14 protein-coding genes are annotated in these 14409 nt (G+C 60.2%); 6 read left to right on the top strand and 8 right to left on the bottom strand.

Features of this window, described 5'->3' with window-relative positions:
- Positions 1–116: 116 nt before the first annotated feature.
- Complete coding sequence (locus PQR62_RS21230) at positions 117–1004, bottom strand: LysR family transcriptional regulator (RefSeq protein WP_408160029.1); 888 nt, start codon at positions 1002–1004, stop codon at positions 117–119.
- 251 nt (positions 1005–1255) lie between these two features.
- On the opposite strand from PQR62_RS21230, the gene argC reads away from it, so the two are divergent.
- Together argC and PQR62_RS21220 are read left to right on the top strand one after the other, a co-directional pair.
- Positions 1256–2257: an N-acetyl-gamma-glutamyl-phosphate reductase gene (gene argC / locus PQR62_RS21225; RefSeq protein ID WP_408160028.1), complete on the top strand. Its 1002-nt coding sequence runs from the start codon at positions 1256–1258 to the stop codon at positions 2255–2257.
- A 289-nt stretch (positions 2258–2546) separates the two neighbouring features.
- Positions 2547–2855: a hypothetical protein gene (locus tag PQR62_RS21220; RefSeq protein ID WP_408160027.1), complete on the top strand. Its 309-nt coding sequence runs from the start codon at positions 2547–2549 to the stop codon at positions 2853–2855.
- 24 nt (positions 2856–2879) lie between these two features.
- On the opposite strand, the gene PQR62_RS21215 is transcribed toward PQR62_RS21220, so the two are convergent.
- The 5 genes from PQR62_RS21215 to argE all read right to left on the bottom strand — a co-directional run bounded on the left by PQR62_RS21215 (position 2880) and on the right by argE (position 9052).
- Positions 2880–4079 (bottom strand): extracellular catalytic domain type 1 short-chain-length polyhydroxyalkanoate depolymerase, encoded by a 1200-nt coding sequence (locus PQR62_RS21215; RefSeq protein ID WP_408160026.1) that lies wholly within the window; start codon positions 4077–4079, stop codon positions 2880–2882.
- Positions 4080–4101: 22 nt separating this feature from the next.
- Positions 4102–4515, bottom strand: a complete 414-nt coding sequence (locus tag PQR62_RS21210) for a ribbon-helix-helix domain-containing protein (protein WP_408160025.1) — start codon at positions 4513–4515, stop codon at positions 4102–4104.
- A 530-nt stretch (positions 4516–5045) separates the two neighbouring features.
- Positions 5046–6296, bottom strand: a complete 1251-nt coding sequence (locus PQR62_RS21205; RefSeq protein WP_408160024.1) for an MFS transporter — start codon at positions 6294–6296, stop codon at positions 5046–5048.
- Positions 6297–6422: 126 nt separating this feature from the next.
- On the bottom strand, positions 6423–7805 hold the full coding sequence (locus PQR62_RS21200) for an MmgE/PrpD family protein (RefSeq protein ID WP_408160023.1): 1383 nt from the start codon (positions 7803–7805) through the stop codon (positions 6423–6425).
- On the bottom strand, positions 7802–9052 hold the full coding sequence (argE, locus tag PQR62_RS21195) for an acetylornithine deacetylase (protein WP_408160022.1): 1251 nt from the start codon (positions 9050–9052) through the stop codon (positions 7802–7804). Before argE ends, PQR62_RS21200 begins: the two co-directional genes overlap by 4 nt.
- A 250-nt stretch (positions 9053–9302) precedes the next feature.
- Between argE and PQR62_RS21190 the strand changes: the two genes are divergently transcribed.
- Positions 9303–10700, top strand: coding sequence for an aminotransferase-like domain-containing protein (locus PQR62_RS21190; RefSeq protein WP_408160021.1), 1398 nt, complete (start codon positions 9303–9305; stop codon positions 10698–10700).
- Between the two features lie 83 nt (positions 10701–10783).
- Here PQR62_RS21190 and PQR62_RS21185 read toward each other — a convergent pair whose 3' ends face one another.
- A complete protein-coding gene (locus tag PQR62_RS21185) occupies positions 10784–11107 on the bottom strand; it encodes a hypothetical protein (protein WP_408160020.1) in 324 nt (107 codons plus the stop codon).
- 223 nt (positions 11108–11330) lie between these two features.
- Between PQR62_RS21185 and PQR62_RS21180 the strand changes: the two genes are divergently transcribed.
- A complete protein-coding gene (locus PQR62_RS21180) occupies positions 11331–11606 on the top strand; it encodes a helix-turn-helix domain-containing protein (protein WP_408160019.1) in 276 nt (91 codons plus the stop codon).
- Between the two features lie 79 nt (positions 11607–11685).
- Positions 11686–12039 (top strand): hypothetical protein, encoded by a 354-nt coding sequence (locus PQR62_RS21175; protein ID WP_408160018.1) that lies wholly within the window; start codon positions 11686–11688, stop codon positions 12037–12039.
- 100 nt (positions 12040–12139) lie between these two features.
- Here PQR62_RS21175 and PQR62_RS21170 read toward each other — a convergent pair whose 3' ends face one another.
- Positions 12140–13051 (bottom strand): LysR family transcriptional regulator, encoded by a 912-nt coding sequence (locus PQR62_RS21170; protein ID WP_408160017.1) that lies wholly within the window; start codon positions 13049–13051, stop codon positions 12140–12142.
- A 328-nt stretch (positions 13052–13379) separates the two neighbouring features.
- Between PQR62_RS21170 and PQR62_RS21165 the strand changes: the two genes are divergently transcribed.
- Positions 13380–14366: an aldo/keto reductase gene (locus PQR62_RS21165; protein ID WP_408160124.1), complete on the top strand. Its 987-nt coding sequence runs from the start codon at positions 13380–13382 to the stop codon at positions 14364–14366.
- Positions 14367–14409: the final 43 nt, after the last annotated feature.

The following is a 14409-nucleotide window of genomic DNA, read 5'->3' as shown; positions in this document are numbered from 1 at the left end:
CGCAGCACGGCTAGCACCAGACGCAGCCCGGGCAGTTAGCGCCGGGCTGCGCGCTCCTCCGCTATCCTGCGCGGCATCCTTCCGCCCCGATTGCGCCCCTTCTCAGACACAGCTCATCAAACCTGCTTCAACTCCCATAACGCATCCAGCACATGCTGCGTAGCCGGCTCGGCTTCGCCGGCGCGATGGGCGATGCCCAGCGGCCGCCACAATTTCGGGCGCAGCGGGCGCATGGCGATGCGCGGGTCGGCCGGCACCGCGCTGCTGGCTTCGTGCGGCAATAGCGTGGCGCCGTAGCCGGCCGCCACCAGACTTTTGACGGCGTCGTTGTAGTTGAGCTGGATACGCGCACGCGGGTTGTGACCGGCGGCGGCGAACCATTCAGTCGTCAGGCGCGACAAGCGAGTGTGCGGATCATTGAGAATCAGCGGCTGCTCCGCCAGCCACTCGGGCGTGACCGTGCGCGGTGCGGTCCAGCCGGCGGGTAGAAAGGCCATCACCGGATCGCGGCGCCAGGCGCGTACATTCAAACCCTCGACCGACAATTGCGGCAAGGCCACCAGCCCGACATCCAGCGTGCCGGCCACCAGCTTCGACAGCGTTTCTTCCGACGTCAGCACCGTCACCTGCACGTCGATGCCGGGGTAACCCTGCCCCAGGGCTTGCAAGGCTTGCGGCAACAGATAGGCGATGGCGCCGGTGGAAGCGCCCAGCCGCACGCGACCTTCCAGCCCTTGCACCTGACGTTGCACTTCATCCAGCGCATGTTCGGCATCGGCCAGCAACTGGCGCGCGCGCGCCACCAGTGTTTCGCCGACGCCGGAAGGCCGCACCTGCCCGCGTTTGCGCAACAGCAACTCGGCGCCGACGCGCTGCTCCAGCTCGCTGATGTGCAGGCTGACGGTGGGCGGCGCCAGATGCAGGGCGCGCGCGGCGGCGGCGAAGGAGCCGAGGTCGGCAATCGCGACCAGGGTGCGCAGCCGGTCCAGATTCAGTTCACGCATGGCAAATCCTCAAGGGCGACGTCGAAATCCAGGCAGCCTGATCGTGCGGTCCGGCAATCTGCGACAGCCCGGACTGATGTTCAGAAATAATGAATTTCACGTTTGTTAAATTCAACTTTTCGAATTATAAGACCTGCCCCAAGATTGTCATCAACGGCGGAAGACATCCCGCCCCAAAGCCGACGCCGGAGCAATCCGGCCCGCCGCAGGATCATTCAAGAGCAGCCATTTTTCAGAGACAGGAGCACAGCATGAGCACCTCACCCCTTGTATTCATCGACGGCGACCAGGGCACTACCGGCCTGCAGATTCACGAGCGTCTGCGCGACCGCAGCGATCTGCAATTGCTGACGCTGCCCGAGGCGGATCGCAAGAATCCGGCGCGCCGCGCGGAAGCGATCAACGCCTGCGATATCGCACTGCTGTGTCTGCCCGACGACGCGGCACGGGAGGCGGTGGCGGCGGTGGTCAACCCGGCGGTGCGCATCATCGACGCCAGCTCGGCACATCGCAATCATGCCGACTGGGTGTATGGATTCCCCGAGATGACGGCCGGCCAGTCGCAGCGCATCGCCCACGCCAAACGCGTGACCAATCCCGGCTGCTATCCGACCGGCGCCATTGCGCTGTTGCATCCGCTGGTGCAGGCCGGCCTGCTGCCGGCCGACTATCCGCTGGCGATTCATGCGGTGTCCGGATACTCCGGCGGCGGCCGTGCTCAGGTGCAACAATATGAGGGGGCGCAAGCCGCCGGCGCTGCCCCCTTCCAGGTCTACGGCCTGCAACTCAAACACAAGCACACGCCGGAGATCGTCAAGCACAGCGGGCTGCTGGAACGTCCGGCCTTCATTCCATCCTACGGCGCCTTCCGTCAGGGGATTGCGCTGACCATCGCGCTGCAACTGCGGCTGCTGCCGGCCCATGCAAACGGTGTGGCATTGCTGGCGTGCCTGCAGCAACACTATGCCGGCGCGCAGCATGTGCAAGTGCTGACGGCGGAAGAAAGCAGGAGCATCGATCGGCTCGATCCGCAGGCGCTGAACGGCAGCAATGATTTGCGCCTGGGCGTGTTTGCCAATGAAGCAGCGGGCCAGGTCTTGCTGACGGCCGTGTTCGACAATCTCGGCAAGGGCGCCTCGGGCGCAGCGGTACAGAATCTCGATCTGATGCTGGAAGCGCAAACGGCATCGCGCTTCAACTTTTTCAAACCATGGCGACGCGCAACGGGCGGTACGGGCGCGCATGGCATTTAAGAACTGGCGAGCGGCAGTGGACATCGGGCGGCATCTCACTGCGCCCGGTTCTCATTTGTGTACTCGGCTATGAGCAAGTGCAGGTAGATAGATAAATATAAGTGCAGGCGCTATTGCTAAGTCAGCGCATCGGCGTAGCGTAGTCGCGGTGCCATCCAAGGTTTGCAGCACCCGATGGCGTGCCCCGCTGCCCGCGCCCTGCGGGCATTTCAGTTGATGCGCTGTGCCGCGTCCCTGCACCCGGGTTCCTTTGAGCAGGTCCTCACGATCTCTATGCAAGGAGAATCACATGTCCAGTCGTCCCGATGACTTTCCGAGAGGCAGTACGCAACGCTATGGGAGCTGGCGCTGGCATAACAACGATGTGCAGAAGCTTGAGAATTCCAACTTCAGCCTCTGGCATGATCAGCGCCCTGAAGATTTTTCCTTCAGTGTCCGGCGGCGCAATCATCTCGAAACCTGGATCAGCGACAAGAACGTGGACGTGGCAGAGGTCAGCGAAAACCCGGACATCCCGCTGCCAGACAGTGAGCAGGACGAAACGTCTCTGATATCGGGCGGCCAGCCGTTCGACCGGCAAGACATTCTGGAAATCTGAACGCTAGCGAGCCGCGAGCCGGTTTCAGGTGCCTTGCGTTTTGAAGAAACGCAGCATTTCTCGGGAAGCATCCGGCCCCTTGGCGTCGGTGTAAGTGCCTTGCGCACTGCCGCCGGCCCAGGCGTGCCCGGCGCCATGAATCAGCCAGTGTTCCGCCAGCACCGGTCGTCCCTCCGTATGCAGCGAGGTGCGCGAAAAGCGATGGCCGCCCTCGACGCTGCCTTCATCCATGATGGTGCTGATCGCCCCCGGCGCTCCGCTATTGCCTAGCTGTGCGCCGGACTGATAGCCGGCCATAAAGTCATTCAGTACGCGTTCGCCATTGGCCGGGCTGACCGTGGCGTCGCGATCGCCGTGGAACACGATGACGGGAATCGCCGCCAGCGCCGCGCCTGCCTTGCCTGCGCCGGATGCCGGCCGGCGCGCGCCGCCTTTCATGGCGCTCAGGGCCGACGGCAGATCGCTGGCTGCGGCATAGGGCAAACCCGAATGGACACCGACGGCGCGATACAGATCCGGATAGCTAGTGCCCATGATCACCGCCATCGCACCGCCGGCCGACAGACCGGCGACATAGACTTCATCGCGATGGGCCCCGTATTGTTCGATGACCTGATGCGTGATGCCGGCAATCAGAGACGGCTCGCCCTGGTCGCGCGTCTGGTCGATGGACTTGAACCAGTTCCAGCACCTGGACGAATTGGCCGAAGCCTCCTGCGCCGGATACACCACCAGAAAGCCCTGCTCCTCGGCCAGACGATTCATCTGCGTGCCGCGCGCAAAGTCGTCGGGGTCCTGGGTGCAGCCATGCAGCATGACCAGCAGCGGCATGGCGCGGCCTGCGACGTGGGCGGACGGCACATAGACCTTGTAGCGACGGCTGCCGGCGCCATTGCTGTAAACCCCGTTCACGAAGCTGCCGGCGGGCCGCGGTACCCCGGCCGTTTCAGGTTCAGCGTCGGCGGCCGGCTGCGCTGAGCCTGCGCCCAAGCCACCCAAGCCGGCCAGCAAGTTGGTCACGAAACCCTGCGTCGCACTGCGCGGCCTGCTGACAGGCGCTTGCGCCGGCTCAGCCTCGCGCTTGCCCGTCGGACCGGGCCTTGACGTCAGCCCGGCTGCGGCCAGCGCATCCTGAATCGCCTGCGTCGCCTTGCCGGCGCCCTGGGTGCCGAGCAGACGAGTGATTTCCGCCATACGTGCCTGTAGATCGCGAAGCTGGGACATAGATTTCCTTGAAGGGGTAAAGCTAATGGATCCGACCGGCCAGCGCCGCCTTGACTGCGGAACTGGCGTGGAAGGCGCCGAGGACCGTGACCGAATCGATCACGGCTGCTGCCAACTCTGGTGTTACATCCGGAGCAATCGAGGCCAGCCCGACCACCTGGATCTGAAGCCTCTCTCCCGCGCGCTGCCGGTCTTCCAGCTCACGGCGCGAATAGGTCTGCAGCCCCAGAACAAAACTCTTGCGGATGATGGTCTGCCTGACCACATCGGAATGCACCGTCAGTTGATTGCGGATCGCGGTGCGGATCAGGTCGGTGCGATTGGCGTAGAAGCCCTCCTGCACCAGCAGATCGATCTGGCCGAGATCGACCACGCCAAGATTGATCGTGATCTTTTCGCTATCGCCGACACGCGGTTTCAGTTCCGTCACTGACATGCTTTTCCATCCTTTTTTTATTGATCCAGACCCGTCGCTGCAATGAAACAGAGTGCTTGTGCCTGCGTTTGCGTCATCACACAGACAAGCGAACGCCATCCCAACAACATCCATATACCATCCATATGGATGTTATTTGCAGTATAGGCCGTATTTTGCGTTGCGGCGCAATATTTTTTGAAGGCGAGGAAAGGAAGGTGGGAACGGCAGAATGGAGGATCCCGCTCAGGACGAGCGGGACTGTGACGCGCCTGGGAACGGCCGGAGCCGTGCCAGCCTTAGAAAAAGAGCTAGCTGCTCTTCAAGCCCGCCGGAAAAGCTCGTAATGCATCGCCAGACGAAAAGCTCTGCCGCAAGCTGATCCAGCGCTTCCAGGCTGCGCTCAACGGCAGAGATGTGGCAGTGATGATCATGCTGCTGGCTGACGAGCAACCGGTGTTCGTGCATGCATCCCCGCAGTTGCAGCTGCGCGCAGAAGCCGGTGCCAACGACGCTTCGTACCGGCTTGCACGGGCGGCCTGAAACTTGGCTTACTGGTCCGGCTTCCAGGTCAATGCGATCGCCAGTGCACCTGCTCCGGCGGCGATGAGGAAGCCGAAAGCCCAGGTGAACGATCCCTTGCCTGCAGTCACCAGCATGCCGATGACAACCGGCGCAATACCCGCAGCGACCTGGCCACCGAAGTTGATGATGCCGGAAGCAGTGCCGACCGACTCGTCCGGCAGGTGCTTGAGCGGAATCGCGAATACGGTGCCGTAGATGGCGGTGTAGCCTACCAGACTGAGTGTCCAGAATGCCAGCAGCCATGGCAGGCTGGTTGCTACCGCCATCAGACCCAGAAAGACGATCACCATTGCTGCGCCGGTCGCCATGAACAGGCGCTCACGCCCCCGGCCGACCTTGTCGAGCAGCCAACCGACGATGTTCAGCGCAAGGAAAGCCGCCACGTAGGGAATGGCCGAAGCGGCGCCGACATGCACGATATCGATGTCGCGCGTCTTCACAAGAAAGGTCGGCATCCACGAAATCAGGCCGATATAAACGATATTGCTACAGAAGAAAATCAACATGGTTTTCTTGAGCACCATCTTGCCGAACAGCGTACGAAACAAACCTTGCGGGCGGGTTCCATGCTGACGCATCGGCGACTCCTTGACGGCGAACCAGAGCACTGCGGCCACCACCACACCCACCAGGCCGAAGGCATGATAGGCCGCCCGCCAGCCGTAGATGTGAATCAAGGCCGCGATGGCCCCGGTGCCGACCGCACTGCCGAGGAAGGAGGCGCCAATGATCAGCGATTTTGCGCGAGCCCGTTCCGGCTTCGGAAACGCTTCTGCGATCGTCACGGTGCTGGCCGGCGCGAATCCGCCTTCGCCCAGCCCGAACAGCAAGCGAATGGCAATCAAGGCAAACAAGCTGCCCGCCACGCCGGTCAGGCTGGTGAATACCGACCAGCAGGCGACGCAAAAGACCAGCACTCTGCGCGATCCGAAACGATCGGCAAGCCAGCCGGCCACCAGTTGCATCAATGCATAACTGATGTAGAAAGAGCCGAGCACCATGCCGGCGGCTTGCGCATCCAGTGCAAATTCCTTGGTAATCGGAATGATGGACACGCTCATTGCCATGCGATCGGCATTCGCGAGAATCCAGGAAATCAGGAGTGTGACGAGGACGAAAATCTTTTGGCGGCGGCTATAGTAGGCCGCGGAGGAGTTCGCTGGTCCGGCCATCGGCATCGACCTGATGGCCGCGTTCTGGTCTGTAAGTTGAGACATATCTATTCCTAACAAAGAACCACATGAAAGATTCCATCCCATGTCGGCAGATGGAAACACCTTACACGCCGGCCGGCATGCTGAAATCCTGATCGCAAGGCAAACGGTGCGCCGCGCATGTGCCTTCTAGGCGCGCATGGAGGAAAACACGTCCTGCAGCACCTCTGCCCGGGAAAAACTTTTTAGCTTGTCAAACAAGGCGTCGGCATCGGTTTTCGACGCCTTGCCGCGTGCGCAGTCGAGGAATTTTTCCCGCTGTTCTTGCTCGGTCAGTGGGTTTTGCTGACAGCCTTTGGGGTACATCGCCTGCTGCTCGATCTGACGGCCACCGGCAAGCGTAATGCGTGCCATGCAATCCCCGCCCCATGGCAGGGCAGCGGCAGCCGGCGCGGCCTGCTTCGGGTGCATGTGAACCAGCGACAGCAGCCTGGTCATGGCCGGCGACAGGTTGGCGATGGCGTCTTCGGTGAAGTGAGCCATGCGCGGCACGCCGTCCATCAGCGCCACGGCCGCGCAATAGTTCATGCTGAAGCGCGCCTGTGCTCCGCTTTCTGGATACTGATAGCGCAGGTTGTCCACCATGAACTGAGGCATGTGAAGGTCGATGCTGACGATGTCCTGAATATCGAAGACATGTTTTGCGCGCAAGGCCAGCAGCGCATCGATACCCAGATGCGACGACATGCATGAAGGATAGAGTTTGGCCACCAGCCCGTATTCGTCGATGGCCAGCGGCGCCTCGGGAAACAATACCGGCACAAAGCCCTCGCCGGCCGATGCGCCGGCATACAGCTCGGCGAATGACCATTTCCCTTGCAACGTCTCCGCCACGCCTGCGACGCCGGCTGCCGCCAGCCGCGCAGCCAATATGCCGTGCATGGCCGCAAACCCCGCATGCAGCGGCTTGACCATGGAACCGAATTGGTTCTTGCTGCCGCCCGCCAGGCTGCTGCCTATGCTGATCGCATTTAATACGCCCTGTGCGTCCAGCCTCAGAAGCACCGCGCAAGCGCTGGCGGTGCCGATTGCGCCGATGGTCGACGTCGCATGCCAACCGGATTCATAGTGCGCGGGATTGACCAGCTTGCCGATCTGCGCCTCAACTTCCAGCCCGACGATGTAGGCATGCACGATGGCGGACGCGCTGGCGCCGGTTTCTTCGGCCAGCGCAAATAGCGCCGGAATCAGTGAGGCACTGGCATGTGTAATCGCCGGAAAGAAATTGTCGTCGAAGTCCAGCGCGTGCGCCGCACAACCGTTAACCAGTGCCGCCCACGGCGCGCCAACCCCGGCGCCTTGCGTCACGGCGCCGGCATGCCCCGCACTGTCCGCGTCGCGCAGGAATTTGCCGACATTGACCACGGCAGCCTCATTGCGCCCGCCCAGCAGGCAGCCGACCACGTCGATGATGGCGGTTTCGGCGCGAACGATGGCAGCCTCGGGAAAGTGCATGTCATAGTTGGCGCACCAGCCGGCAAGACGGCGACTCAGGCTGTTCCCGTAGCTCATGCGGCACCTCGCATTGCGCAAGCCGCAGGGCCGCCACTGTCCGGATGCATGCTGGTCGCCCTCACATAGGCATCAAAAAAATCCTCGCAGCGTGCCAGCTGCGCCAAGGTGACGAACTCATTAGGTTTGTGCGCATGGGCGATATCCCCGGGGCCACAGACCAGTGCCGGAATGCCGGCCGCGCTGAACAGGCCGGCCTCGGTGCCAAATCCCACCTTGCGCGCGCGCTCGCCGCCCAGGATGCGGATGGCGCGCTGCGCGATCAAGTCGGACGAGCCTGTATCCAGCCCGGGGTAGGCGGAAAGCACCTCGAACTCCACGCGTCCGTCGGCGCTTCCGGCATAGGCTGATTCCACCTTCATGCGCGGCAGCAGCTCTTCGTTGATGTAGCTGCGCAACTCGTCCATCACACGCTGCGGATCGACGCCCGGCAAGAAACGATGTTCGAACACAAATTCGCACCGGTCCGGAATGGTGTTGATCACTTTTCCGCCCTGGATCAGGGTAGTCACTATGGTCGAGTAAGGCACATCGAACGCATCGTCCCATGGCCCGCTGGCGCGCACGCGCTCGGCAATCTGGCGGATCCTGACGATCAGTTCGGCAGTAAAGTCGACCGCGTTGATCGCCAGCTGCGGCGATGAAGAATGCGCGGCATGACCGTGCACACGGCAGCGATAAGCATGCTTTCCCTTGTGCGCCAGCACTGGCTGCATCATGGTCGGCTCGCCCACGATACAGGCGACCGGCGCGATGCCGTGTGTGCGCAGATCATCGAGCAGGCCGCGTACCCCAAGGCAGCCCAGTTCCTCATCATAGGAAAACGAAAAATGGAGCGGCGTGTGCAGCTGCGCCGGCGAAAACTGCGGCAGCCGCGACAGGCACACCGCCAGGAAGCCCTTCATATCGCAGGTGCCGCGTCCACGAATGCGATCGCCCACAGCGGTGGCAATGAAGGGATCGCTGTCCCAGGCCTGATCGTCCGCCGGCACCACATCCGTGTGCCCGGAGAACACGGTGCCAAAATGAGGCCCTTCGCCGTAGGTTGCGAACAGATTGGCTTTCTTGCTGCTGCGGTCGTAGGTCAGCCGCACGGAAGCGCCCAGGGACTGCAGATAATCGCGCGCCCATTCGATCAGACCGAGATTGGATTCGCGGCTCACGGTGTTGAAACCGATCAGTCTGGACAGCATCAGCAGCGTGTCTGCGGAAGGGGCGTTTCTGAAACTCGTTGCTCCGGCATTCATGATCTGTTCCTGAAAAATGGAATATTGCAATCCTGAAAACACCTGGCTAGCATTACAGATCTCCGACAGATTGGCAGTTGGTTCTGACAGATAGGTCAGAACCTGGATGCGCTGGCATGGAGCAGAAAGCCGATGGTTCAGTAGAATGAACACATGGTAGAGGGCGCGAAGAGCGGCGACGATGGGCAGATTTTCATTTTTTTCGCTTCACTGCTCAGGTCATTCGACAGTACAGATTGAGGGAAGATTGATGCCATTGATTCAAGTATCGACAAGCGCACGCTTGTCGCTCGTGGAGCAGATCGTGGAACAGCTGCGCAAGCTGGTCGACAAACGAACGCTGCATGCGGGCACCAAAATGACGTCGATACGTCTGTTTGCGCAACAGCATGCCGTCAGCGTACATACCGTGGCTGAAGCTTACGAACGGCTGGTCGCTCTGGGTTATTTTGAGTCTCGGCCGCGCAGCGGATTCTTCATCAGAAATCCGCACCAGCCGGAACAGAAACGAAATCCCACGCAAAGCTTTGCCAAAGCCTTCGATCACTTGTGGCAACTGCGCTCTCATCTGATCAATGAAGACGGTTTGCTCAACGTGACCTCCGGCAAACTGCCGTCGGACTGGATGGATGCCGACATGATCAAGGCCAGTCTCAAATCCGTGTCGTCCAAAATCGATTCCGGGCTGCTTCAGTATGGCGATCCCTACGGTTACCTGCCCTTGCGCAGTCTGTTGCAATCGCGGCTGGGCAATCTGGGCATTCACACCCAACTCGATCAGGTTCTGCTGACCAACGGCGCGTCGCAGTCAATCGACCTCATCATCCGTTACCTGCTGCGGCCCGGCGACAAAGCACTGGTCGACGATCCCGGCTATTTCAATCTGTTCAGCAATCTGCAGTTGCAAGGCATAGAACCGTTGCCGGTGCGAAGAAATCACGACGGACCGGATCTCGATATGCTGGAACAGCTGGCCCGGCAACACAGGCCCAGTGTGATGTTCACGCAGTCGGTGCTGCAGACGCCAACCGGATCGACCATCTCGGCCGGCAATGCCTATCGGCTTCTAAGGCTGGCGGAACAATACGACTTCCGCATCGTGGAAAACGACGTCTACGCCGATATGTTGTCTGAGCCGGTGCCACGCATCGCCGCGCTCGACCAGCTGGCACGCGTGCTGTACGTCGGCAGCTTCTCCAAGACGCTGTCGGTGTCTGCGCGCGTGGGATATGTCGCCGCCTCGCCGACGGAAATCAGGGATCTCGCCAATGTGAAGATGATCACCAGCATCACCAGCGCGCAGCTGGCGGAGAGGTTCGTGTTTCATGCCTTGACCGAGGGCCTGTATCGCCGTTCGGTCGAACGGTTGCGCCTGCGTTTGAGCAACAGCATGGCTGAGACTGAAGAAGCCTTGAAGCCGCTTGGCTTCCAATTCTTTTGCCGGCCGCTGGGCGGCAAGTTCGTCTGGATCCGTCATCCGGATTTTGAGAACTCTTCCGACATCTGGAAACTGGCAGGCGAGGCCGGCATTGTGGTCGCGCCCGGCAAGGTGTTCCGCAGCGGCATGCAAGAGACGCCCTGGTTCCGGCTCAACGTCAGTTACGGAACCGATCCGGCGTTGTTGAAGTTTTTCAAATCGATTTGTTGAGCGCCATGGCATCCGCTGTCGGATCAGAGGAAACCGGCAGCAGCGGTGCCGCATCCGGTCATGGAATATGGGCCGCGCCTGGCTTAGTCGCAGGCGCGTCCGAGGATTGCCGGCAGGCGATGCGCCCACACCTCCCCCGAGCGGCGATCCGCCACCGCCATCCTGATCGAGGGCAGGCGCTCGGCGCGCAACTGGAACTGCAGGTAGAACTCTTCCCGGGGCGGCTGATGTACAGATCCGGCATTCGCCGGCACATACCTGGAGCGCAAACGCCAGCGGCCTATCATGTCGAAATTGAAGACCCACCAGATGCGCGCATCGAGTTTGAGAAACAGCATCTTGCGCGCGGCCGGATCGAACAGCGTATGGTCGCCTCTGGCGGCAAAACCGGAGGCGCATCCCTGCATGAAGTTCGCTTGATGAAGCTGATTGACCTCTGCCAACCTTGCGCTCAGGCGCTGATTCAACTCGCTCTGTGTGTGCCCCATTGCAAACATTCTCCGCCATCGGCCAAACCTCGATAGGTAGCATGCGATTCCACAATAGGGTATGGGATAAGTTTGATAAAATGTCTCTTAAAGTTGCCTTGTAGATAAATCTAGCTTATAGACCGTCTTTCTAAGACGCCCGATGCTCTCAGCGATGAAAAAGACAAAGCCATCTCTGAGCGCCCGCGAAATATTTGGGCAAAACCTTCGAAGAGCTCGCAGACTAAAGGAAATTTCGCAAGAGGAGCTTGCTTTTCGGGCGGATATAAGTCGCACGTATTTGAGTGAAGTAGAACGAGGCGGCCGCAACATTTCCATCGACAACATGGAAGCGCTGGCCCTCGCGCTTGAGATCAGTCTGGGCGACCTGATCAATCCGGATCTGTTTGCTTCGGTCACCGACCGTCTGCAGGACTGATCAGGGTCACGACGCAGTCAAGGGCATTACAGGCCCGCCGACATCTCATCCCATTTCATTGCGGACTACCGACGACGACATGACACGCTCTCTCCGCATCTTCCTGCCATTGCTGCTGCTTGCTGTTGATACAGCCGGCGCCGATACACTGACCACGCCGTCCTTCGTCATCGACATCCAGGAAAACTGCGCCGAGGGCGAAGTGACGTGCGACAAGGTCTCTTACACCGGCACCAGCAAGAAGACCGGAAAAAGCATCAGGCTGCGCGGCAAGACCATCCACAGCATGTGCGCCGACGGTGTGACGCCTTGTCGCTTTCTGGGCTATGAGTTCAGGAACGGCAGCACCTATTACCGGGTGGAAGAAGGCGGCGGCCTTCTCATCATGCAGGGCAAGAAAGTGCTGCTGGAAGAAAGCGGAAAGTGGGACTGAGATCTACACCCGCCTGAATACGCGGTGAACTATGAACACCACCGCCGCCAGCAAGGGCTGCGCTCATGGCGGCACACCAGTATTCGACGAGTGGCGCTTCTTACCCGACACCACGTTTTCTGCCTCGAAAACCCATGGCCGAGATCAGCAACGAAAAAGCCGCCGTCTGCTGGCGCCGGCTTGGAAAATATAGGTGGTAGCCCGACATGGGCGCCGACCAGTCCTTCAACACGTGGACCAGCCGGCCGGCGGCCACGTGATCCTTGATGACATCTTCAGGCAAGTAGCCTAGCCCAAGGCCCGCCAGGGCACTGTCCAGTTGCAGCGTAATTGTGTTGAATGCCAGCTGTTCGCCGGGCCTTAGCTTCAATTCGCGTCCCTCTTTTTCAAATGGCCACGACCAGACGCCTCCGGATGTCGGGAGCCGCAATGCGATGCAGAGATGTTTGGTCAGCTCATGCGGCGTCTTGGGCTTGCCGTACCTCTTGAAATACGCCGGCGCCCCGACCACGCATTGCTTGAAGTCCGGGCCAATACGCACGGCAATCATGTCTTGCGCCACCTGTTCGCCGAGGCGCACTCCGGCATCGAATCGTTCGGCCACGATGTCGACCAGACCATAGTCGTTGACGATCTCCACCGTGATATCAGGATATTCAGGGAGCAGCGCTGCCAGCGCCGGCAACAGGATCGTCTGCGAAGCATGTTCAACCGAGGTAATCCGCAGATTTCCGGCCGGCTTGTCGCGTAGCTCACTTAAGTCATCCAAGCCTGACGCGATACCGTCGAAGTGCGGGCTAATCGACCGGTATAGACGCTCTCCTGCCTCGGTAGTGGAAACGCTGCGTGTTGAGCGTGTCAACAGGCGCACACCAAGTCTGGCCTCCAGCGCCGTGATCTTTGCGCTCAAGGCTGGTTGGGAGATCCCGAGTTGTGCCGCCGCGCGCGTGAAGCTCCGTTGCCTCGCTACCGCCACGAAGGCGACCAGGTCATCCATGCTTTCTTTTGTCATTTATAACTCCTGCCTATAAGCGCAAGACAATTATCCCATCTAATCATATGTATTAGTCGCTGTTAGATTGTCGCCAGGTGCTTCGCAGAAGCCACTTTGACATTCGCATCCCCACTTGATAAGGGCTAGAACCATGGCAACAGACAACGAATATGCCGGCCGGGCGCCGCGATCACTCTGGCGCTCTTCATTCGAGAACCACGGGCGGCGATCCTTCATGAAGCATTCGGTTCTGCTTGGCGCAGCCGCCGCCGTCGCTCCTCTGATCGGCGCAACTGCCGCTTACGCCGAAGGCCAGCAGACTATTCAACCTCCACAAGGAAAAGAGATGAAACAACGCACATTGGGAAGCATGAAGGTGTCCGAAATCGGTGCCGGTTGCATGAACTTCGCAGGTAACTACAACACGCCCGTACCAAAAGAGCAGGCAATCAAGACGATCCGGACGGCATACGAAAACGGTGTGACGTTCTTCGATACTGCTGAGGTCTACGGCCCGTACGTCAGCGAGGAATTCGTCGGTGAAGCACTCGCGCCATTCAGAGACAAGGTGCAGATTGCGACCAAGTTTGGTTTCGCGATTGACGGCACGATTGCCTTGAACAGCCGGCCGGACCATATCCGCAAGGTGGTCGAGGCGTCGCTAAAACGCCTGCGAACCGACCATATCGATCTCTACTACCAGCATCGCGTCGACCCGGCGGTGCCGATCGAAGAAGTCGCCGGCGTGCTCAAGGAGTTGATCAAACAGGGCAAGGTATTGCATTTCGGCCTGTCCGAAGCAAGCGCCAAGACCATCCGTCGGGCGCATGCCGTACAAGCGGTGGCTGCGGTGCAGTCGGAATACTCTTTGTGGACCCGTAACGTCGAATTGAACGGTGTGCTGGCCACCTGCGGTGAACTGGGAATCGGCTTCGTACCATGGTCGCCGGTGGGCGCAGGCTTCTTGACCGGAAAAATCGATACCAACACGACGTTCGATACGAAGAACGATTTCCGGGCGGGATTTCCGCGCTTCTCGAAAGACTTTTTGAAATTGAACATGCCGATCATCGAGTGGCTGAAGGTCTATGCAGCACAAAAGGAGGCGACACCTTCGCAGGTGGCGCTGGCATGGCTTTTGGCGAAAGGGCCGAATATCGTTCCCATTCCAGGTACGCGTACCGAAGCCCATCTGCTTGAAAACCTCGGCGCAAAACGCCTGCAATTGACGGCCGCGGACATCCTGGAGATCGACACAAGGCTCGGCAAATACCCGGTATTTGGCGACCGCATGGGCGAAGCGCATATGAGCCAGATCGACTACACGATCTGATCCTGAATTAATTCCAGCGTCGGAACCTCTGCCCGGCGGACTC

The organism is Herbaspirillum lusitanum (assembly GCF_046025995.1).
Lineage (GTDB): Bacteria > Pseudomonadota > Gammaproteobacteria > Burkholderiales > Burkholderiaceae_D > Herbaspirillum > Herbaspirillum lusitanum_A.
Note: the sequence above shows the minus strand (reverse complement) of the source record. Positions and strands in the feature narration are given on the sequence as shown.